Source organism: Mesorhizobium sp. M0207 (genome assembly GCF_040321995.1).
Taxonomy (GTDB): Bacteria; Pseudomonadota; Alphaproteobacteria; order Rhizobiales; family Rhizobiaceae; genus Mesorhizobium.
In genome coordinates this window covers 128914-148467 of the sequence record NZ_JAMYSQ010000008.1, presented here as the reverse complement: position 1 = coordinate 148467, position 19554 = coordinate 128914, and the positions used below count along the sequence as shown (strand labels likewise).

At 61.9% G+C, this 19554-nt stretch carries 20 protein-coding genes and 1 pseudogene; 10 read left to right on the top strand and 11 right to left on the bottom strand.

The window, feature by feature from the left end:
- Positions 1-91: 91 nt before the first annotated feature.
- The 7 genes and pseudogenes from NKJ15_RS14095 to NKJ15_RS14065 all read right to left on the bottom strand — a co-directional run bounded on the left by NKJ15_RS14095 (position 92) and on the right by NKJ15_RS14065 (position 5779).
- Positions 92-1066 (bottom strand): methyltetrahydrofolate cobalamin methyltransferase, encoded by a 975-nt coding sequence (locus tag NKJ15_RS14095; RefSeq protein ID WP_023676516.1) that lies wholly within the window; start codon positions 1064-1066, stop codon positions 92-94.
- Between the two features lie 80 nt (positions 1067-1146).
- Entirely contained in the window at positions 1147-2238 is a 1092-nt protein-coding gene (locus NKJ15_RS14090) for a methylenetetrahydrofolate reductase (RefSeq protein WP_352500955.1), read from the bottom strand.
- Positions 2235-2858 carry a methylenetetrahydrofolate reductase C-terminal domain-containing protein gene (locus NKJ15_RS14085; protein WP_352815791.1) on the bottom strand — a complete coding sequence of 208 codons (624 nt, stop codon included), beginning with the start codon at positions 2856-2858 and terminating at the stop codon, positions 2235-2237. The genes NKJ15_RS14090 and NKJ15_RS14085 overlap by 4 nt, the downstream gene beginning before the upstream one ends.
- On the bottom strand, positions 2851-3153 hold the full coding sequence (locus tag NKJ15_RS14080; RefSeq protein ID WP_352452105.1) for a virulence factor: 303 nt from the start codon (positions 3151-3153) through the stop codon (positions 2851-2853). Before NKJ15_RS14080 ends, NKJ15_RS14085 begins: the two co-directional genes overlap by 8 nt.
- Before the next feature lie 235 nt (positions 3154-3388).
- Entirely contained in the window at positions 3389-4300 is a 912-nt protein-coding gene (locus NKJ15_RS14075; RefSeq protein WP_352815789.1) for a fatty acid desaturase, read from the bottom strand.
- 43 nt (positions 4301-4343) lie between these two features.
- Positions 4344-5125 (bottom strand): annotated as a pseudogene (locus tag NKJ15_RS14070) (formyl transferase).
- Positions 5126-5203: 78 nt separating this feature from the next.
- The gene (locus NKJ15_RS14065; RefSeq protein ID WP_352815787.1) at positions 5204-5779 is read right to left on the bottom strand and encodes a DUF4893 domain-containing protein; all 576 of its coding nucleotides are present in this window, start codon (positions 5777-5779) and stop codon (positions 5204-5206) included.
- A 121-nt stretch (positions 5780-5900) separates the two neighbouring features.
- On the opposite strand from NKJ15_RS14065, the gene NKJ15_RS14060 reads away from it, so the two are divergent.
- Both NKJ15_RS14060 and NKJ15_RS14055 read left to right on the top strand, forming a co-directional pair.
- Complete coding sequence (locus tag NKJ15_RS14060) at positions 5901-6812, top strand: NAD-dependent epimerase/dehydratase family protein (protein WP_352681613.1); 912 nt, start codon at positions 5901-5903, stop codon at positions 6810-6812.
- A 44-nt stretch (positions 6813-6856) separates the two neighbouring features.
- Positions 6857-7372: a hypothetical protein gene (locus NKJ15_RS14055; RefSeq protein WP_352815785.1), complete on the top strand. Its 516-nt coding sequence runs from the start codon at positions 6857-6859 to the stop codon at positions 7370-7372.
- A gap of 58 nt (positions 7373-7430) precedes the next feature.
- On the opposite strand, the gene NKJ15_RS14050 is transcribed toward NKJ15_RS14055, so the two are convergent.
- The gene (locus NKJ15_RS14050) at positions 7431-8060 is read right to left on the bottom strand and encodes a DUF1638 domain-containing protein (protein ID WP_352500949.1); all 630 of its coding nucleotides are present in this window, start codon (positions 8058-8060) and stop codon (positions 7431-7433) included.
- Positions 8061-8124: 64 nt separating this feature from the next.
- On the opposite strand from NKJ15_RS14050, the gene NKJ15_RS14045 reads away from it, so the two are divergent.
- A complete protein-coding gene (locus tag NKJ15_RS14045) occupies positions 8125-8265 on the top strand; it encodes an entericidin A/B family lipoprotein (RefSeq protein WP_023676507.1) in 141 nt (46 codons plus the stop codon).
- 81 nt (positions 8266-8346) lie between these two features.
- Here the strand turns inward: NKJ15_RS14045 and NKJ15_RS14040 are convergent, their stop codons facing one another.
- Complete coding sequence (locus tag NKJ15_RS14040; RefSeq protein ID WP_023676506.1) at positions 8347-9045, bottom strand: cobalamin B12-binding domain-containing protein; 699 nt, start codon at positions 9043-9045, stop codon at positions 8347-8349.
- A 308-nt stretch (positions 9046-9353) separates the two neighbouring features.
- Here NKJ15_RS14040 and NKJ15_RS14035 point away from each other — a divergent pair, with 308 nt between their 5' ends.
- The 5 genes from NKJ15_RS14035 (at position 9354) to NKJ15_RS14015 (ending at position 15315) form a co-directional block, all read left to right on the top strand.
- Positions 9354-10928, top strand: coding sequence for a trimethylamine methyltransferase family protein (locus NKJ15_RS14035; RefSeq protein ID WP_292654762.1), 1575 nt, complete (start codon positions 9354-9356; stop codon positions 10926-10928).
- Positions 10929-11034: 106 nt separating this feature from the next.
- Positions 11035-11706: a hypothetical protein gene (locus tag NKJ15_RS14030; RefSeq protein ID WP_352815783.1), complete on the top strand. Its 672-nt coding sequence runs from the start codon at positions 11035-11037 to the stop codon at positions 11704-11706.
- Between the two features lie 104 nt (positions 11707-11810).
- Positions 11811-12566: a dienelactone hydrolase family protein gene (locus NKJ15_RS14025; protein WP_352815781.1), complete on the top strand. Its 756-nt coding sequence runs from the start codon at positions 11811-11813 to the stop codon at positions 12564-12566.
- Positions 12567-12634: 68 nt separating this feature from the next.
- Positions 12635-13195 carry an RNA polymerase sigma factor gene (locus NKJ15_RS14020; protein ID WP_352767967.1) on the top strand — a complete coding sequence of 187 codons (561 nt, stop codon included), beginning with the start codon at positions 12635-12637 and terminating at the stop codon, positions 13193-13195.
- Positions 13196-13197: 2 nt separating this feature from the next.
- Complete coding sequence (locus NKJ15_RS14015; protein WP_352815779.1) at positions 13198-15315, top strand: vWA domain-containing protein; 2118 nt, start codon at positions 13198-13200, stop codon at positions 15313-15315.
- A gap of 149 nt (positions 15316-15464) precedes the next feature.
- On the opposite strand, the gene bmt is transcribed toward NKJ15_RS14015, so the two are convergent.
- The gene (gene bmt, locus NKJ15_RS14010; RefSeq protein WP_352454606.1) at positions 15465-16481 is read right to left on the bottom strand and encodes a betaine--homocysteine S-methyltransferase; all 1017 of its coding nucleotides are present in this window, start codon (positions 16479-16481) and stop codon (positions 15465-15467) included.
- A gap of 88 nt (positions 16482-16569) precedes the next feature.
- Positions 16570-17412, bottom strand: a complete 843-nt coding sequence (locus NKJ15_RS14005) for a helix-turn-helix domain-containing protein (RefSeq protein ID WP_352539665.1) — start codon at positions 17410-17412, stop codon at positions 16570-16572.
- A 228-nt stretch (positions 17413-17640) separates the two neighbouring features.
- Here NKJ15_RS14005 and NKJ15_RS14000 point away from each other — a divergent pair, with 228 nt between their 5' ends.
- Together NKJ15_RS14000 and NKJ15_RS13995 are read left to right on the top strand one after the other, a co-directional pair.
- Positions 17641-18651 (top strand): fatty acid desaturase, encoded by a 1011-nt coding sequence (locus tag NKJ15_RS14000; protein WP_352815778.1) that lies wholly within the window; start codon positions 17641-17643, stop codon positions 18649-18651.
- A gap of 83 nt (positions 18652-18734) precedes the next feature.
- Positions 18735-19535: a phosphate/phosphite/phosphonate ABC transporter substrate-binding protein gene (locus NKJ15_RS13995; RefSeq protein ID WP_352815776.1), complete on the top strand. Its 801-nt coding sequence runs from the start codon at positions 18735-18737 to the stop codon at positions 19533-19535.
- Positions 19536-19554 lie beyond the last annotated feature (19 nt).

The following is a 19554-nucleotide window of genomic DNA, read 5'->3' as shown; positions in this document are numbered from 1 at the left end:
CGCAGCTCGGGTCTTGGCTACGGCAGCGATGCCGCTATGTCTCGGTTCCTCCCCAGTCCTAGGCCCCATATCGTGTCGGCCAAGACCTGGCTCAACCCCGGGCCATACGCGCTTCGCGGCCGCCGCGCCTGCGTCCGCCATTGCCATTGCCATCGCCCGGCGCGTTGACCTGCGTCCGGGCGGCAACGGCCTGGCCGCCTTCAGCAGGCTTGTAGTCCTTGTAGGTCCTGATCCAGTTGGTGCAGTTCTCGTCGGTGCCGTTCAGCACGTTGGCGCCACGCACCGCTTCCATTTCCTGCGGCCGCACCGGGTTCATGATCGCCGAGGTCATGCCGGCGCCGATCACCATCGGGATGAAGGCGGCGTTGATGCCATGACGGTGCGGCAGGCCGAACGAGATGTTGGAGAGGCCGCAGGTGGTGTTGACCTTGAGCTCCTCGCGCAGCCGGCGTAGCAGGGCAAATACCTGGCGGCCGGCATCGCCCAGCGCGCCGATCGGCATGACCAGCGGGTCGACGACCACATCATGCGCCGGAATGCCGAAGTCGGCACAGCGCTGAACGATCTTCTTGGCGACGGCGAAGCGCACATCGGGGTCCATCGAAATACCGGTCTCGTCGTTGGAAATGGCCACGACAGGAACGTTGTATTTCTTGATCAACGGCAGGATGGCTTCGAGCTTTTCCTCCTCGCCGGTGACGGAATTGACCAGCGGCCGGCCCTTGGCGACCTTCAGCGCCGCTTCGATTGCCGCAGTCACGGAGGAGTCGATCGACAACGGCAGGTCGACCAGGCCTTGCACGATCTCCAGCGTCTGCACCAGCAGCGCCGGCTCGGTGGCGTTGGGATCGACTGCAGTGACGCCGGCATTGACGTCGAGCATGGTGGCCCCACAGGCGGCCTGCTCCAGCGCATCCTTGATGACGGTCTCAAAATTGCCGGCGATCATTTCGGCGGCCAGCTTTTTGCGGCCGGTCGGATTGATGCGCTCGCCGATCACGCAGAAGGGCTGATCGAAGCCGATGATGATTTCTCGTGTCGCCGAGGCGACGATGGTGCGGGTCATGAAATCTCTCCATCGTGATATAAAGAGTTCTTTATATCGTTATCTGTTTCTGATCAAGCGAATGCTGACGATTCGCGCTGTCAATGCGCGGTCTTGACCATGTCGACCTGGGTTTCGGTGAGGTCGTCATGCAGTATGTGGTCGAGCCGGTCGGCAACGAGCTGGTCGTCGCGGCGGATTTCGCGTTTCCACGGCCGGCGACCCTTCAGCACGCCAGATTCGTCGACGATCTCAGCGACGTATTCTTCCTGGCGATAGGCCATCACATGGACGCCGGACACACCGGGAATTTCCTTCACCTCATTGATGATGTCGATGCAGAGCTGCTTACCTTCCTTCTTCTGATCCTGAGCGCCTTCCAGGCGCTTGACGATCTGATCGGGAATGTGAATGCCAGGTACGTTGGAGCGGATCCATTTGGCCGTCTTGGCCGAGGCCAGCGGCCCGACGCCGCACAGGATGAAACATTTCTCGGTATAGCCGAGATCGCGGACCTTCTGCATGTAGGCGCGGAACATCGGTACGTCGAAGCAGTACTGGCTCTGCACGAACTGTGCCCCGGCGGCGATCTTCTTGCCCAGCCGATAGGGCCGGAAATCGATCGGCGGCGCAAACGGGTTGATGGCCGCGCCAAGGAAAAGCTGCGGCGGGGTCGTGAGTTTTCGGCCGGACAGGAATTTGCCGTTATCGCGCATAACGCGGCAGGTTTCGAGCAGCGACATGCAGTCGAGATCGAACACCGGCTTGGCGCCGGGCTGGTCGCCGGCCTGCACGCCGTCGCCGGTCAGGCACAGCATGTTGGCGACGCCCATCGCAGCACCCCCAAGCACGTCGCCCTGGATGGCGATGCGGTTCCGGTCGCGGCAGGCGATCTGCATGATCGGGGCATAGCCCATGCGGGTCAGCAGCGCGCAGATGCCGACTGACGACATGTGGCAGTTGGCGCCGGAAGCGTCGACGGCATTGATGGCGTCGACCCAGCCGTCGAAAATTCTGGCGCGGTTGTAGACGTCTTCCGGATCGGCGCTGTCGGGCGGATTGAGCTCGGTCGTCACTGCGAACTCGCCGCGCCTGAGGACGCGTTCCAGCCGGCCACGCGAGGTGTGGCCGGGCAGGGGATCGAGCGGCAAATGGATGCCGGCCGGATTCTCGTCTGGCTGACGGCCGATCATGCCGACGCTCCGGTCTTCGTAGTATTCCGGGCCGCATTGCGGGCGGCCGCGGCCTGCGCGGTGACCCGCAGCCAGGCGGAGGTTTCGCGCAAGGACTGATCCACCGGCTTCTGCACTTCCAAAATCTTGTCGCCATGCGCCATGTTCTGCGAGCCTTCCCAAGCTTTGACCCAGACGCAAGGCATGTCAGGCTCGACCTCGCAATTGCCGTTGGCGCGGACACCGCCGCAAGGGCCGTTGCGCAATTGCTTGGGGCAGTTCATTGGGCACGACATGCCGGTCGAAGAAAGAATGCACTGGCCGCACATGCGGCAGTCGAACATGAATCCCTTGACGCGCTTTTCGACGAATTTCACAGGCCCTTCGACACGGCTGTAGCCGATGCCCTTCCACAGCGGATGGAGGAGCAGGAACATGTCGGCGAATTTGCCGTAGAACCATTCGAGCAGCCGCGAATGCCGCACAGACCAAAGCCGCACCGCGAAAGAGCGCTGCACACGCCGCTGCGGCGACACGTCGGCCGGCTTGTAGTCGGATTTCGGCGCCGCCTTCTTGACGATGGTCGCCTGGGTCACGCCGGCTTGAGCCGTCGTCGCCGGCATTGATTGGGGATCAGACATTCTCTTTGCCCCCCGCCTTGACCAGAGCGACCAGCCGCTCACGGTCGTATTTCGCATCAAGTTCCTGAAGAGCCTTCTCGGCCTCGGCTTCAAGATCGTCACTGACCGGGAGGGGTTCTGCCTTGCGCCATTCGGCAAGATAGTCGTCGGTGCCGCCAGCGCCGGTGCGCATGGCGCACATGTCGATCGCCTCGGTGAAGCGCAGCGGCAGTTCGCGCTTGGCGTTCTGGCGGCCCTTCTTGACGATGACCTGGGCGGGGATGTCGCGCCAGTAGACGACGATCAGATCGGCCATAATTTCCTGCTCCTGCAGAGCGCCGTGCGTCCAATCGGACGCACAAACGATGCTCTACCATTTAACTCCGCTGCATCGTGCTCTCCAAAGATCGATTCCGATCTTTTGGCCAATGCAGTGGTTTCGAGCATTGCCGGAAGCGCTGTTGGGCTGCTTGTTATGGGACGACGCGGGGGCCTTCAAAAGCGACGCAATCGACGGCCGCGGTTGAAAGCGGAGTTTCTTCCAGCACTGGTCAGCCGGCGCGGCCATCGTAGCTGCCGACCAGCTTCCTGTGGAAGCGCACGTAACCTCGTTCGGTCGTGCGTAAATGCTCCGCGACGATGTCATGGAAGCGCGGCAGGCGGTGGAAGGGAACGGCCGGATAGGAATGGTGCTCGGAATGGTACGGCATATTCCAAGCCACGAAGCGCACCAGCCTTGTGGTGAAGGTGGTGCGGGTGTTCTCGAGCATGTTGGCGACATGCGGGCACAACGCGTGCTCGGCCAGCAGGTAGGCACGCAAAAACGGCTGTCCGACCAGCACCGGCACGATCCAGACCCACAACAGCAGCGCCGACTGCGCGGCGAGCGATGCGGCCAGCAATGCCGCATAGCCGATCAGGAACTGCCGTGCTTCGGCAATCACCTTGCCGCGGCCCTTTTCCGGCACAAAGCCGTCGCGGTTGCGGCCCGCCGCATTGGTTGCGATCACACGGCCCATGGCGATCCAATAGGGGCCGCCTGACAGATAGCGCAGATATTGGCTGATGGTCTCCGGCTTCGGCGCCATCAGTTCGGGGTCGTTTCTCCGGTCGTGCGTATGGCGGTGGTGGGCGAAATGGAAATAGCGGAACCATGCCGGCGGCAGCAGGATCAGGAAGCCGGCCACGGTGGCGATGGTGCGATTGAGCAACGCCGTTCTGAACGCCGTTTCATGGATGGTCTCATGCAACAGCGTGAAGAAGAAGACGATCAGGATTCCCTGCGGCAAGATGAGCGCGGGCCAGAACGGGATGCGAGCGGCGATCAGCGCGCCTAGCAGGATAACCAGCCCGGCATGGACCGCCAGCCGGACAATGCCTGGCCGGTCAACCCTGGCGGTGAGGTCGCGACGGTCCTCGACCGAAAGGCCGGCAATGATGGTGCGGTGGTCGATGTCGCTCATGATGCAATGTTAGTGGCGGGTGGCTGTCCGGTAAATCGGCGCGTCACCAGACGCCGTTCCTTATCCCCGTCCAGAGATAAAACCATATCGTCGGATGATACCATTGTGTCGAAGGTAGGCCGGGATCCACCGTGCCGACCTTGCCGGCCAGCGCATCCTGACCGCTTCGACGCAGATGTCGCGCGAGAAGGCCGCCTGCCGCAACGCGTAGCTCGAAACTGTGTCGCCCGGCTGCGGTTTGCCACGCGTCTGCCGCAGCACGCCGCCAGTGTCGACGCCGGCGTCGACCAGATGCACGGTGGTGCCGAAGTTCTCCGCATCGCCTGAAGCCAGCGCCCAGTAGCCGCCGTTCATGCCACGATATTTCGGGGCGATGCCGGCATGGTAGTTGAGGACCGGGCAAGGGATTTTCGCCAGCGTCTGCCGCGACAGCAAGCGGCAGCCGGCGAGCAGCACCACACCCGGCTGGATTTCCGCAATCGCCTGCAGGCACTCCGGCGCGTTGGCCGACGAGACATAAATGATCTTTTGCCCAGGCTTCGGTTCGGTTTGCAGCTTCTGCCCGGCGGCAAGCCGTGCTGCGTGGCCGGCGAAGAAGCGCTTGCCGAGGCGCGTCAGCACCATCGTGCCGAGTTGACCGATGGCCGAGGTCCAGCCTTGCCGCCGCGCCCGCGCGAGAAGCAATTGCTTTTTGGATTCAGGAGCTTCGAGGATGACGCTGACCGGGCCGAGTTGATCGGCGAGGGCGTTGACGATCGCCCAGATATGCGGGCCGCCTTCGGTGACGACGACGATCGGCCGTTGGTTTGTTTTCGACAGTGCCATGCTCTGCGACTCTCCGCAAAGAACCTGTTCTTTGCGCGCGAATGCTAGGCTGACCGGGTTAACCCCTGGTGATCGGGCTCAGCGCTTGAATTCGAGGATATCGAGCTTCGATTCGTAATAGGGCGCCGGGAACTCGATGCGCCATTCACTGGCGCTGTTGCGGAAGGCATAGCCGACCTGATCGCTTTCCGGGCCGCTGCCGTAGGGCTTTGCCGGATCGTCGTTGACGTGGAAGGAACCGAGATAGATCGCGCGTTTCTCGCCATCGTCGAAGAAGCGGCCCTTGGTGCGCTGCGAGCCGGTGATCTTTTCCAGTCTCCAGCCGGAACCGTCGTCGCTCACCTTGCATTTGAACCAGCCATAGATGACGAGCGGGCCCAATCCGCCGGCCTTGATGGTGCGGCATTGCCATTTGCCGGTCAGGTCCCTGTCAGAGAAGGGAACCAGCGGCTTTGCCAGCAAGGCGTCGAGCTGCTTGACCTCGGCGGGATCGCCGGCCTTCGCCTCGTCAAGCGCCGCCTTGCGCGTCTCGCCATATTTATCGAGCCGCGCCTTGTCGGCAGCCGTTATCAGCTTCTGCACCTCGCCATCGGCGAACGCGGGCATGGTCAAGCAGAGGACAGTTGCTACGGCAAACATGAGGCGAGCGATCATCGGTGGCGTTTCCCTGTTGATGGCTGGAGCAGCCCGTTTTCTCGTCTGGCGCATACCTTAATGTTTCGCCGCGTTCTGTCATCCGTGCCTGAGCATCGACAGCAGAAACGAGGTGGAAAGAATGGGGATCTTGCTGACGGGATCGTCCGGTTGGCTGGGCAGCGCCTTGGCGCCGCGCCTGCGGGCTCTTGGCCATGACGTCACCGGCCTCGATCCCGCCCCATCCTCGGAAACGCGAATCGTCGGCTCAGTCGCCGATCGCGACCTGGTCATGAGGGCGGTCGAGGAGAACCGCATCGAGGCCATCATCCATAGCGGCGCGCTGCACAAGCCTGACATCGAACGTCATCGCAACGAGGATTTCGTCGAGACGAATGTGCGCGGCACGCTCAACCTGCTCGATGCGGCAGCAGCTTTTGGCGTTCAGCGCTTCGTGTTTACGTCGACGACATCGCTGATGATTTCCGAGTCCATCCGCACCGGCTTCACCGGCGGGGCGCGCAAGGCGGCATGGCTGACGGAAGACATGTCGCCTGAACCGCGCAACATCTACGGCGTCACCAAGCTTTCAGCCGAACAGCTCTGCCGGCTCTATCATTTGCAGTTCGGCCTGCCGGTGATCGTGTTGCGCACCGCCCGGTTTTTTCCCGAGGCGGACGACATGGCGCACGTGATCGAACAGTCGGATGCCAACACCAAGGCCAATGAGCTGTTGTTCCGCCGGCTGACGGTGGAGGACGCAGCCGACGCCCACATCGCTGCCCTGGAGAAAGCGCCGCAATTGGGCTTCGACACTTTCATCATCTCGGCACCGACGCCTTTCCAGCCCGAAGATTGCGCGGCCTTGATCGCCGACGCGCCGTCGGTCGTGGCGCGCTATTTTCCGGATTATCCGGCGCTCTACGCGAAGAAAGGCTGGACGATGTTTTCGTCGATCGACCGGGTCTATGATGCGTCGCGGGCGAGGAAGCGGCTGGGTTTCATCTGCAAGACGAGCTTTGCCGATGTGCTCGCCCGGCTTGTGGCGGAATAAGAGCGCGGGTATTCGTCAGGAATGCGCGTCACTGGGAGAGGTAGTTGGGAGTAACAATCCACTTTGAAGGACAGTTACGGGGTCACGAGCAATATGCTGCTTTGCTGCACGAAGCCAAGGCGTTCGCCATTGCGCGAGACTGGCCGGTGCGCGAGATCGATGAGCGCGAGAAGACGCTCAATCGAGTCATTGATGAACGAAACGTGGACTATATTGGCCCTGTGTTTGGAATAGAGCTTCAACCGCATCCCAATTCGGAACCGCTGCGGCTTGAGTTCGACAAGCACCTCTTCGTTCAACAACACTGTAAAACTCAGTTTTCAGGTGCAGGCGCTCATATCGAGATCATCAGCTTTCTTCGCGAAATTACTCGCTTGTTCTCCAGTCTCAATGTCGTCGATGAAGGGGAGTATTGGGAGCTAAGTGATCCGTCAATTCTGCAAAGTAATTTTGACAATGTCGATGCAATGCTTGCCGAAATATTGCTTAAAGATCCAACCGCGCGGGGACCGATCCGCCTTGAAACCGGACGCATTATCGATGTCATATCGGATCGGTGAATCGGTGGGCGAAAATGAACGGCAGCCTCCGGCAAACGCTTAGAGGACGCTATTTCTTTTACGAATGTGCTGAGGCGCTGGCCAGTTCCTTCGTCAGGTCACCATAGCCGGTCGAGCGGCGCTCATAGGCGAGGCCGAGCATTTTCGCCGCCTTTTCGGCGACCTTGTCGAGTTCCGGGTCGTTGGTCTGAGCGATATAGATCAGCTTCTCGTAGTTGCCGAAATAGTCCTTGATCAGCTCCGGGTGCTTGTCGAGGCCGAGCGGCTTCATGAAGAAGGCATCGAATTGCCGGCAGAGGAAGTCGGTCATGTAGAACGACATCATGTCGTCATCGGCGACCTTCGCATAGGCATCCATGCCCTGGTAGAAAGCAAAGCAATGCGGCCCGGCCATGCGCTCGACGCCATGCTTCTCGCAGATCCGATCGAGCAGGCCACCCGTGCCGCAATCGGCATAGCCGACGAAGATGTGTCTGTAGCCGTCGGTCTTGGCCTTCTCGATAGCCCTGTCCATGGCCGGCGCGATGCGGTCCGGATAGAAATGGAACTCCGCCGGCAGGCAGGTCAGGTCGAGATGGTCGAGCCCGAGCTGCTCCTTGACCGCCAAAACTTCGCGCGCGATCATCCCGCAGGCGATGACGAGCAGCCTGTCGCCTTGATCGGATTGTTGTTTTCGCGCGGTAGTCATGGAACCAGTCTAATCGATCTTCGTTGCTGTCCGGCGAATTTATATGCTGAGGGAGACACCAATCATGAAATTGTTCCGCGTCGCGCCAATCGCTATTCTCGCCTGCGCCTTGGCTGTTTCGGCCTGCGCCAACACGGTGCGCGGCGTCGGTAAGGATATCAAATCCACTGCGAAGGCAGTTGACGATACCGTCAAGAAACCCTGATCCGCACGGCTCTCAACATTTGGGAATAAAAAAGCCGCACTGCAAGGCGCGGCTTTTCTTGTTCGTGCCGGACTTATTGGCTCAGGCCGAAGCGCGGACGTTGTGCTTGCGCTTCATGAAGTCCTTGGCGGTCTCGACTGCCACCGCGGCGTCGCGGCAATAGGCGTCGGCGCCGACGGCTTTGCCGAATTCCTCGTTGAGCGGTGCGCCGCCGACCAGTACGACATAGTCGTCGCGAATGCCTTTTTCCTTCATCGTATCGATGACGACCTTCATGTAAGGCATGGTCGTCGTCAGCAGGGCCGACATGCCGATGATGTCGGGCTGGTGCTTTTCGATGGCATCGAGATATTTTTCGACCGCATTGTTGATGCCGAGGTCGATGACATCGAAGCCGGCGCCTTCCATCATCATGCCGACCAGGTTCTTGCCGATGTCGTGGATGTCGCCCTTGACGGTGCCGATCACCATCTTGCCCTGCTTCGGCGCGCCTGTGGCGACAAGCAGCGGACGCAGGATGAACATGCCGGCCTTCATCGCGTTGGCCGACAGCAGCACTTCGGGAACGAACAGGATGCCGTCGCGGAAATCCTCGCCGACGATACGCATGCCCTCGACCAGAGCCTCGGTCAACACCTTGTAAGGCGCCCAGCCGCGCTCGAGAAGGATATTGGTGCCTTCCTCGATTTCTTCCTTCAACCCGTCATAAAGATCGTCGTGCATCTGCTGCACCAACTCGTCGTCGGAGAGTTCCGAAAGGATGATCTCGTCGTCGGCCATTTTTTCTCAGGCTCCTTGCCGGCTACAACTATCGCGGCAGCTTAAAAATATCGCGTCAATACCTAACCCGCACGGGCCGGTTGTCCATAGCTGATTTGCGACTTCCCGCAAAACGAAAGCGACCGTAAATCTCTTGGAATTCTTGTCGATTTTGCGACAGGCGTTGGCGCTGGCGGGCCGTTTCGAATAGGGTGCATGGCTACGATCCGGCCAGAGACCGCAATATGCGGCCGCAAACGGATTTCAGGCCGGTACAACAGCCCGGCCGGAGTAAATCAGGCCAGAACGAAAGCCAGGGAAGAACGATTATGAGTGAGAACGCGCCGGTCGATCAGGAAGCGTCAAACGCACGGCGCGGGCGCGCTGCCAGCGGTGGCGCCGCAGCCCGACGGGCCGCGCGTTCGGGCGGCGGCCCCGGCACACAGCTCACCTATATCAAGCGCAAGATCAACGTCTATGAAGTGCTGGACGAGGAAGGGCTGGCGCTGATCGAAAAGAACACCGACACGGTGCTGGAGGAGATCGGCATCATCTTCCGCGACGACGCCGAGGCGCTGCAGCTTTGGAAAGAGGCGGGCGCCGACGTCAAGGGCGAGCGGGTGCATTTCCCCAAGGGCCTCTGCCGCTCGCTGTTGAAGACCGCTCCGTCCGTCTATACCCAGCACGCCCGCAACGGCGAGCGCTCGGTGCAGATCGGCGGCAACGCGACAGTGTTCGCGCCGGTCTATGGACCGCCCTTCGTGCGCGATCTCGACGGCGTCAGGCGCTATGCGACGATCGAGGATTTCCGGAATTTCGTGAAACTCGCCTATATGGCGCCGTCGATCCACCATTCGGGCGGCACGGTTTGCGAGCCGGTCGACGTGCCGGTCAACAAACGGCATCTCGACATGGTCTACAGCCATATCAAATATTCGGACAAGCCGTTCATGGGCTCGGTGACCGCGCCCGAGCGCGCGGAAGATACGGTGGCGATGGCCAAGATCGTGTTCGGTGACGATTTCGTCGAGAACAACACGGTGCTGACCAGCCTGATCAACGCCAACTCGCCGATGGTCTTCGACGAGACCATGCTGGGAGCGCTGAAGGTCTATTCGCGCCACAATCAGGCCTGTATCGTCACGCCGTTCATCCTTGCCGGTGCGATGAGCCCGGTGACGGTCGCCGGCACGCTGACCCAGGTTTTAGCCGAGGTTCTGGCGGGAGCGTCGTTCACCCAGCTGATCCGGCCGGGTGCGCCGGTGCTGTTCGGCACCTTCGCCTCGTCGATCTCGATGCAGTCGGGCGCGCCGACCTTCGGCACGCCGGAGCCGTCGCTGGTCTCGTATGGCGCCGCACAGCTTGCCCGTCGGCTCGGCCTGCCGTTTCGCACCGGCGGTTCGCTCTGTGCTTCAAAAATCCCCGATGCGCAGGCCGCCTACGAGAGCGCCAACACGCTGAACTCGACGATCCTCGCCGGCACCAACTTCGTGCTGCATTCGGCCGGCTGGCTCGAGGGCGGTCTCGCCTCCTGCTACGAAAAGTTCATGATGGATATCGACCAGCTCGGCATGACGCAGAAGTTCTCCGAGGGTGTCGACCTGTCGGAAAACGGCCAGGCGATGGACGCCATCCGCCAGGTCGGCCCGGGCAGCCACTATCTCGGCTGCGATCACACCCAGGCCAATTTCCAGACCGCGTTCTACCGTTCCAACATCGCCGATAACAATTCCTACGAGCAATGGCTGGCCGAAGGCGAAAAGACCGCGCCGCAGCGCGCCAACGAGCTCGCCCGCCGCTGGCTGGAGAGCTACGAGGCGCCGTATCTCGACCCGGGCATCGACGACGGGCTGAAGGACTTCATCGCCAGGAAGAAGGCGTCGATGGCCGACGCCTTCACCTGAAAGGAGCCCGAATCAGGCGGGGCTAAAGTCGCCAACATCATCCACAAGGAAGTCTGGCGGAGCGCCTTCTCCGACCCGGACAAGAAGGGATGATCCCGAGCGCGGCATGACTGAAACAATCGCAGCGGCACTTTCCGCCAACGGCCTTATGCTTCGCGGCGGCTTCAATTTTGCAGGTGCTGAGGAGACACCTTCCGGTCTCTCCGGCGCTGCCGCCAGATCCGTTCTGCTGGTGGGGCAGGCGGGTGCCGCACCTTGGCCGCACTTCCTGCGCTGGCTGGAGAGACAGTCACAGCCGATCGACGATCCGCTCGACAGATGGTCTCGCGAAGTGATCGGCGCGGTGGCCGGAAAATTCGGGGCGCGCGCCGTGTCACCGTCCGACAGACCGTATCTGCCGTTCCAGCAATGGGCGGTGCGGGCGGAGGGCTTGCGGCCGTCGCCGCTCGGCATTCTCATGCATCCGCAATATGGGCTCTGGCATGCCTATCGCGGCGCGCTGCTGTTCGAAGACGAAATTGCGCTCCAAGAACCCCGCGACGTGATTCACCTTTGCGACACATGTGCCGAAAAACCTTGCCTGAAATCCTGTCCGGTAGAGGCTTATTCTGCGGACGGTTTTGCACATGAAACCTGTCTGGCGCATGTGCGCGGGCAAAACGGCGCGCCCTGCCGGACCGGCGGCTGCCTTGATCGCAACGCCTGTCCTTACGACACCGATTATCGCTATCCGTCCGAGGTTCAGGCCTTTCACATGGCAGCATTCGCGCGTCTGTAGCGTCGCCGAATGCCGCACGAAATCTTGAAGCAGATCGCCTCACTACAGCTTGCGGCGACGGCCACCGCGGGTATCTATCGCACGTCAGATCAACGGAGCGGATGATGGCCACGCAAGCGATGCAGATCAAGACAAGCGACGGCATTGCCAAGGCCCGGCTGTTCCGTTCGGCGGCCCCAGCCAAGGCAGCGATCATCCTCTACATGGACGTTTTCGGTCCGCGACCGGCGCTTGATCAGATGGCGGAGCGGCTTACGAGCGAGGGCTATGCGGTGCTTGTGCCGGACCTTTTTTACCGCAATGCGCCCTACGGTCCGTTCGATCCCAAGACTGCGTTCGGCGACGAGAGAAGCAAGGCCGCCATCACAGGTCTGCTCGGCGGCACGACCCAGGAGATGACGATCCGCGACAGCGGCGCTTTCCTCGATGCGCTCGCTGCCCAAGGCCTGACCGGGCCGGTCGGCATTGTCGGCTACTGCATGGGCGGAGCGCGGGCGCTGAACGCCGCGGCCAGCTATCCCGACCGCATCGCCGCCGCCGCCAGTTTTCACGGCGGCAATCTGGCTGGTGACGCCGCCGACAGTCCGCATCGGAAGGCCGCCTCGGTCAAGGCAAGGGTCTATATCGGCACTGCCGGTGTGGACCGCAGCTTTCCGCCGGAGCAATCGGCGCGGCTGGCCGAAACACTGCGCGCCGCCAAGGTCGATCATGTCATAGAGAACTATGCCGGCATGGCGCATGGCTGGTGCATGCCGGACCATAGTGCCTTCGATGCAGCCGGCGCCGAACGCCACTGGAAGCGGCTGACGATGCTGTTTGCGGAGACGCTCGGCCAAGGCACGCCAACCATTACGACGTGACCGCCCGCCAAAAAATTCTTTCCATCGCCCCAAGGAACCGCCATTAGCCTTCGTCCAACAGGCAAATGATGGCGATGATGCTGGACGAAAGCGAAGCCTCCGACGCCGAACTGATCGGACGGGCGAAGGGCGGAGACCGGGGTGCTTTCGGCAAGTTGCTCGAAAGGCACTATGGTTTCGTCTATCGCGCCGCCTATCGCTGGTGCGGGAAAAAGGCCGACGCCGAGGATATCGCCCAGGAAGTCTGCGTCCGGCTCGGGCGGGCGATCCGCGACTATCACGGCAGCGGTGCCTTCACGACGTGGCTCTACATCATGACGCTGAATGCGGCGCGCGACATGATGCGCAAGACCGCCCGCGAGACGGTCAAGACCGAGGCCTATGGCGCCTATGCGCTGATTTCGGGGGAAATCTCGGCCGAGCCGGAAGACCCGGCCGAGGCGCTCTGGGCAGCGGTACGCAAGCTGCCGGACAAGCAGCGCGACGCGGTGCTGCTGGTCTATGGCGAAGGGCTGAGCCACGCAGCCGCCGCCGAGGCGATGGCGATCTCGGAGACGACGGTTTCCTGGCACATCCATGAAGCGAAGAAACGGTTGAAGACGCTGATGCGTTCAGCCGGGGAAGTGTGACCATGGTCGACGACAACGAACTGAACAGACTGCGCGACATCGCAGCACCGGCGCCGGACGCGGACGCAAAGGCGCGTGCCCTCCAGGCCGCGCTGCGCGCCTATGACATGGAAGAAAAAACTTTGCCTGCCGCCCAAGGATCGGCAGGCGGGGTTCGTCTCACAGAGCGAGCACAAAGGCTCTGGAGCGAAATCATGCAAAAGAAACTCTTCGCCACGCCGGCCATTGCCGGGCTCGTTGCCCTGCCGATCGCCGGATACGCTACCATTTACATGCTGGGGGAATCCAAATTCGGCGGGCCCGAATTCGGCAGGGATAAGATCACCGAAACGCTGGCTGACAAGCCGACGACCGTCAAACCGCCGGTCGTTGCCGAAGCGGACAAGCAGAAGAAGGCGGACGCCGACAGTGAAAGCCGCGACACCGGCGAGGCGCTTGTGGCGCCGACATCGCCGCCGAAGGCGGAATCGACCGCAGTCGGCGGGCTGACGCAGCAGGATGTGCTCAGCCGCAATGCACCCGAACCGCAGCCGAGCAGCGAGCTTGCGTTGAACGGCGACGCAAGCTCCGCGGCCCCTTCAGCCGATGGCGGCGCGCGGGTCGGCCGCATGCCTGGCACGGTTGCCGAGCCCAAGCTGATGGCACAGCAGCCCGCCGCTGCGCCGGCCGACCAGATGCTGCCGCAAGAGGAAAACCGCGACCGCGTCGAGAATTTCAAGACCAACCCGGTGCATGCCGCACTTGAAGACCCGGTCTCGACCTTCTCGATCGATGTCGACACCGCTTCCTATTCCTTCGTCCGGCGCTCGCTGAAGGAAGGCTTTATCCCGCAGGCCGACACGGTTCGCGTCGAGGAGATGGTCAACTACATCCCCTATGACTGGAAAGGCCCGGACTCCGCCTCGACGCCGTTCAACTCGACCGTCAGCGTCATGCCGACGCCGTGGAACGAACACACCAGGCTGATGCATGTCGCCATCAAGGGTTTCGACGTGAAGCCGGCCGAGCAGCCCAGGGCCAATCTGGTCTTCCTGATCGATGTGTCGGGGTCGATGAACGAGCAGGACAAGCTTCCGCTCCTGCAGTCGGCCTTCCGACTGCTGGTCAACAAGCTGAGACCTGACGACACCGTCTCGATCGTCACCTATGCGGGCGATGCCGGTACCGTGCTGGAGCCCACCAAGGCTTCGGAAAAGGACAAGATCCTCGCTGCCATCGACAATCTGACATCCGGCGGCTCGACGGCAGGCGAGGCCGGCATCAAGGAAGCCTACAGGCTGGCGCAGAAATCCTTCGTCAAGGACGGCATCAATCGGGTGATGCTCGCCACCGATGGCGACTTCAATGTCGGCCAGACCGACGACGACGACCTGAAGCGGCTGATCGAAAAGGAGCGCAAGACAGGCGTATTCCTGTCGGTGTTCGGCTTCGGCCGCGACAATCTGAACGACCAGATGATGCAGACCATCGCCCAGAACGGCAATGGCACTGCTGCCTACATCGATACATTGGCGGAGGCCGAGAAGGTGCTGGTCGAGGATGCCTCCTCGACACTGTTCACCATCGCCAAGGACGTGAAGATCCAGGTCGAGTTCAACCCGAACAAGGTCTCGGAGTACCGGCTGATTGGCTACGAAACCCGCGCCTTGAACCGCGAGGATTTCAACAATGACCGGGTCGATGCCGGCGAGATCGGCTCAGGTCATTCAGTCACCGCGATCTACGAGATCACGCCTAAGGGCAGCGGCGGCGAACAGATCGACCAGCTGCGCTACGGCCAGGCCTCGGTGAACAATGGCGGTGTCGCCAATGCCGACGAATATGCTTTCGTCAAGATCCGCTACAAGCTGCCGAACGAGGACACCTCGAAGCTGATCACCACGCCGGTAACGTCAGCCAACGAGGTGGCGTCGTTCGATCAGGCCAGCACCGACCAGCGTTTCTCTGTTGCCGTTGCTGCCTTCGGCCAGAAGCTGCGCGACGAGGATGCTACCGCGAAGTTCGGCTACGACAAGATCATGCAGATTGCCACCGCCGCCAGAGGAGCCGATCCGTTTGGATACCGGTCCGAGTTCCTCTCGCTTGTGCGCCTTGCCTCGGCGCTCGGCGGTAACCGGTAGTGGCAATGACGGCCGGTTTCTTTCAGATGGGATCGTTCTGATAGGGGGAGCCGGCCTACGGGCGGGTGAGGCAGGCCGGCGAGGGAAACCTTGCCGGCCTTTTTTCGCGGCCGCACCGCTTCGCGCGGACCATGTCGCAGACGAAAGCGTCAGGCGCGTCCGCGGCGCCGCTCGCGGCGGGCTTCGCTGGTCTCGGCGACATTGACCGTAGCCTGCTTGTTGCGCATCGGGCCGATGCGTTCGACGATCTGCTCGACGGTCGGGCGATCCGACTTGGTGTGCGCATCGAGCGCCTTGCGCATTGCGGCGAGGTGCTGGAACGAGGTGCCGCAGCAGCCGCCGACGATTTTGGCGCCGGCATCGACGGCGAGGCGCACATAGTCGGCCATCAGCTCGGGTGTGCCGGAATAGTAGATCTCGGCACCGCGAAATTCGGGAATGCCGCAATTGCCCTTGACGATCACCGTTGCTTCCGGCTTCGCCTCGGTCATGTCGAGCAGCGACGCGAGAATGTCGGAGGCGCCGACACCGCAATTGGCGCCGACACCGAGCGGTGTCTGCGACAGGCCATCGACGACGCCGTGGATGTCCTTCGGCAGCAGTCCCATCATGGTGCGGCCGGCGGTGTCGAAGGAGCCGGTATAGGTATAGGGCAGGCCGACGCGGATGGCGGCTTCGGCGGCGGCGCGGATTTCGTCTGGCGCCGACATGGTTTCGATCCAGGCGACTTCGGCGCCGCCGGCCTTCAGCCCCTCAATCTGCTCGGCAAAGGCTTCGACCGCCTCGTCATAGGTCATGGCGCCGAGCGGCACCAGCAGCTCGCCGGTCGGGCCGACGGAGCCGGCCACGATCACCTTGCGGCCAGCGTTGCCGGCGACGGCGCTTGCGATCTCGGCCGCGCGCTTGTTCAGCGCATAGACCCGGTCCTGCGCGTGGTGCAGCTTGAGCCGATGGCGGGTGCCGCCAAAAGAGTTGGTCAGGATAATGTCGGCGCCGGCATCGACAAAGTTCTGGTGCAGGCTGGTGATGGTGTCGGGCGCGGTCTCGTTCAAGAGCTCGGGAGCCTCTCCGGCCTCAAGGCCCATGGCGAACAGATTGGTGCCGGTGGCGCCATCGGCGAGCAGGACGCCCTTTTCGGCAAGCAGAGCGTCGATCGGATTGGTCATGTGAAATACGCCTTCCCGGAAGAATAACTGAGATAAGGATATAAAGAATTCTTTATGTGCCGTCAATGTCGGCGCGCAGAGCAACCGGTCAAAATCGCATCTCCGCCAGCTTTCGTGTGAAGCTGGCCGCTTCATGCGCGTTGACGTCCGCGGCACGGATCAGATTGTCGAAATGGCTGGTCAGGATGCGGATCGGCTGCGTGGCGTTCAGCACCAGATACATGTCGCCGACGTAAATGGCGGCGCGATAGGGCCCGAAGATGGTGTAAGGGATCGAATAGCGCATCCGCCCGTCATAGAGAAACAGGCGGAAGGTGGGATAGAGGTCGTCGAGCAGCGTCGCCATGTGCAGGAGCTGCTGGTGGCGGTCGGCCTCCGGAAAGCGGTCCCACACGCCCAGCCCGCGCGCGAAGATCTCCAGCGTGTGGCGCGGCATACAGACTTCCATGTCGGTTTCGGGCCGTCGGTTGTAGTCGATGCGGTACTGCGTTTCGCCGGCCTGTGCCTCGCGGCTCTTGTTGGCGATGACAGCTTCGTAGTCGACAAGCGCCTCGGTGCGCAGAAGGTCGGGAATGCCGGCCGGCACGTAGCGGATTTTCGTTCCCGCCGCCTCGGCATGCCAGCGAGCCAGCAGCGTGCGGTCGAAGCCGTCCGGCGCCTCCTCGATCTCAAGGCTCTCGCGGATTTCACCGGTGACGCCCTCATCGTGGCTGAGGCCGAGCAGCCAGTCGAGCGAGACTTTGAATTCGGCGGCGATGTTGAGCAGCGTTTCAGCACGGGGAAGGCGGGTCGAGGCGCCGGAGAGCAGCTGCGACAGTGCCGAACGGTCGATGCCAACCGCGGCGGCGAAGGCTGATTGGTTCAAATCGGACCTTGTCAAGAGCATTTTCAGGCGCTCGCGAAAGATCGTCGACAGGTCGCGCTTGTCCAAATCGCCACCCCATTCAATAGGAGGAAAAATTTGCGCTTAAAGCCGCGAACGCGGGCTTCAGGCGTAAATGAATCCTGTTGGCTGTTTACAATACATAACATATGCAGCTGAAAATGCGCAATCGCAACAGTTTGTGCGCTTTATCGCGTTGCGCCGACGCAACGCTCCTGACACAATGTTGTCAGGAATCAAACGGGTTCCGGCGACTGGAAGGCAGTGGTCGATAGCATGACGAGCATGGGCAACAGGCGACACGGCGCAGCGACCATCGAATGGCCGACCGTATTTCTCGCACTTCTATGCTACGGCGGCTGGCTCGCTGCCGGCTTTCTGCTCTGGCCATCCTACCCGTTGCTGGCACTCGCCTTTCTGACCATGATTGCGGCGCTGCAATCCTCGCTGATGCACGAGGTCCTGCACGGCCACCCAACCCGGAATGCGCGGCTCAACGAAGTCTTTGTGTTCCTGCCGATTGGCCTTGTCTGGCCGTTTCGCCGGTTCAAGACCATTCACCTGCGCCACCATGCAGACGAGCGCCTGACCGATCCGCTCGACGATCCCGAAAGCTATTACAAGGCGCTCTGGCAGCACGAGGAGCTGCCGTCGGCGATGAAATTCCTGCTGAAGATCAACAACACAATGCTCGGCCGTTTCGTGCTGGGCCCGTGGCTTTCCTGCATAGGGTTCTTCATCGACGACGCCAGGCAGGTTGCCGCGGGCGACAACGTCGTCCGCAAGGCCTGGCTGCTGCACGCGATCGGCCTCGCCATCGTGCTGCCCATCGTGCAGTTCGGCTTCGGCATGCCGTTGTGGCTTTACGTTCTGGTGCCGGTATGGCTGGGACAATCGCTGATTTCGATTCGAACCTACGCCGAGCACCAATGGTCGGAACATCCGGAAGGCCGCACGATCATCGTCGAGCGCTCGCCGCTGTCCTTCCTGTTCCTCAACAACAATCTGCATTTCGTCCATCACAAGAGCCCGACGGTGGCCTGGTACAGGCTGCCGAAGCTGTTTGCCGACCGCCGCGACGAGTGGCTGCGGATGAACAATGGCTACGCCTATCCGAACTATTTCGCGCTGCTCAAGGCCTATGCCTTCAAGGCGAAGGAGCCGGTCGTCCATCCCGTGCTGCGGCGCATGCCGGAACCGGGACGCGCATTCAAGCCGCGCGTCAGGGCACGCAGCCTCAATGGGCTTGGCAGCGCGCCGGTACCCGCCGAGCCGCCGAAAGAATGATTCTTGCGTTGTTGCAGGCGGTGCCGCGCGGACGACGCTTTCCTGACCTTGCCAATTTCCCCGCATAACGGTCAAATCCCGGCATGAGCGAATTCATTGCGGCTTTGCCGATGTACGACTGGCCGGAAGCGCGGGACGATGTCGACGCGCAATGGGCGCGGCTGCGCGATGCTTTCAGACAAAAAGGCATCGATGCGCCGGAGACGATCATTCGCCGCACCGGCGATTTGCCCCCCGTGCCTGGCGGTATTCGCGACGATCAGGGAAAACCCATCGCGCCCGATCCGGCGACATTGCCGCCGGACGAACTGGATTTTCACCAGCTCTGGCTGCATCCGGCGCTGCTCTTTGCGCAAACCTGCTGGGGACCGATGGAACTCGGCCTGTCGCAGCGTGTCCAGCTCGTCGGCCAGCCGCGTTACGACGCCTTCGAGGGTGGACAGGGCGAACTCTATTCGAGCGCCATCGTCATGAGGGCGGGCGAGGCACCGCCGGCAAGGGCGCCGGCCGACGGCGGTGCCGTCATTCCGCTCGATCAGCTTCGCAGCAAGCGCTTCACCTTCAACAGCCTCGATTCCATGTCGGGCATCATCGCGCCAGCCCGCGACCTGCAAGCATTGGGCGAGAGTTTGGATATCTTTTCCGCGCTGAGCGAAAGCTGTGGGCACCGTGCTTCGATCGTTGCCGTTGCCGAGGGCAGGGCGGACGTCGCGGCTATCGATTGCGAGAGCTGGGCGCTGGCGCAGAGTTTCGAGCCGGCGGCGCAGAAGGTGATGGTCGTCGGCTGGACAAGGCGGCGCAAAGGCTTGCCGTTCATCACGGCCAGGACAACGCCGGAAACGATCGTCGCTGCGATGCGCGAGGCGATCGCCGCGCTCGCATAAAGCGCGTCGCGTTCGGTCG

Bases quoted from the DNA above. Each gene is read 5' to 3' on its own strand.
- NKJ15_RS14095 (WP_023676516.1), bottom strand. From the start codon at position 1,066: ATGACCCGCACCATCGTCGCCTCGGCGACACGAGAAATCATCATCGGC.
- NKJ15_RS14090 (WP_352500955.1), bottom strand. From the start codon at position 2,238: ATGATCGGCCGTCAGCCAGACGAGAATCCGGCCGGCATCCATTTGCCG.
- NKJ15_RS14085 (WP_352815791.1), bottom strand. From the start codon at position 2,858: ATGTCTGATCCCCAATCAATGCCGGCGACGACGGCTCAAGCCGGCGTG.
- NKJ15_RS14080 (WP_352452105.1), bottom strand. From the start codon at position 3,153: ATGGCCGATCTGATCGTCGTCTACTGGCGCGACATCCCCGCCCAGGTC.
- NKJ15_RS14075 (WP_352815789.1), bottom strand. From the start codon at position 4,300: ATGAGCGACATCGACCACCGCACCATCATTGCCGGCCTTTCGGTCGAG.
- NKJ15_RS14065 (WP_352815787.1), bottom strand. From the start codon at position 5,779: ATGATCGCTCGCCTCATGTTTGCCGTAGCAACTGTCCTCTGCTTGACC.
- NKJ15_RS14060 (WP_352681613.1), top strand. From the start codon at position 5,901: ATGGGGATCTTGCTGACGGGATCGTCCGGTTGGCTGGGCAGCGCCTTG.
- NKJ15_RS14050 (WP_352500949.1), bottom strand. From the start codon at position 8,060: ATGACTACCGCGCGAAAACAACAATCCGATCAAGGCGACAGGCTGCTC.
- NKJ15_RS14045 (WP_023676507.1), top strand. From the start codon at position 8,125: ATGAAATTGTTCCGCGTCGCGCCAATCGCTATTCTCGCCTGCGCCTTG.
- NKJ15_RS14040 (WP_023676506.1), bottom strand. From the start codon at position 9,045: ATGGCCGACGACGAGATCATCCTTTCGGAACTCTCCGACGACGAGTTG.
- NKJ15_RS14035 (WP_292654762.1), top strand. From the start codon at position 9,354: ATGAGTGAGAACGCGCCGGTCGATCAGGAAGCGTCAAACGCACGGCGC.
- NKJ15_RS14030 (WP_352815783.1), top strand. From the start codon at position 11,035: ATGACTGAAACAATCGCAGCGGCACTTTCCGCCAACGGCCTTATGCTT.
- NKJ15_RS14025 (WP_352815781.1), top strand. From the start codon at position 11,811: ATGGCCACGCAAGCGATGCAGATCAAGACAAGCGACGGCATTGCCAAG.
- NKJ15_RS14020 (WP_352767967.1), top strand. From the start codon at position 12,635: ATGGCGATGATGCTGGACGAAAGCGAAGCCTCCGACGCCGAACTGATC.
- NKJ15_RS14015 (WP_352815779.1), top strand. From the start codon at position 13,198: ATGGTCGACGACAACGAACTGAACAGACTGCGCGACATCGCAGCACCG.
- bmt (WP_352454606.1), bottom strand. From the start codon at position 16,481: ATGACCAATCCGATCGACGCTCTGCTTGCCGAAAAGGGCGTCCTGCTC.
- NKJ15_RS14000 (WP_352815778.1), top strand. From the start codon at position 17,641: ATGACGAGCATGGGCAACAGGCGACACGGCGCAGCGACCATCGAATGG.
- NKJ15_RS13995 (WP_352815776.1), top strand. From the start codon at position 18,735: ATGAGCGAATTCATTGCGGCTTTGCCGATGTACGACTGGCCGGAAGCG.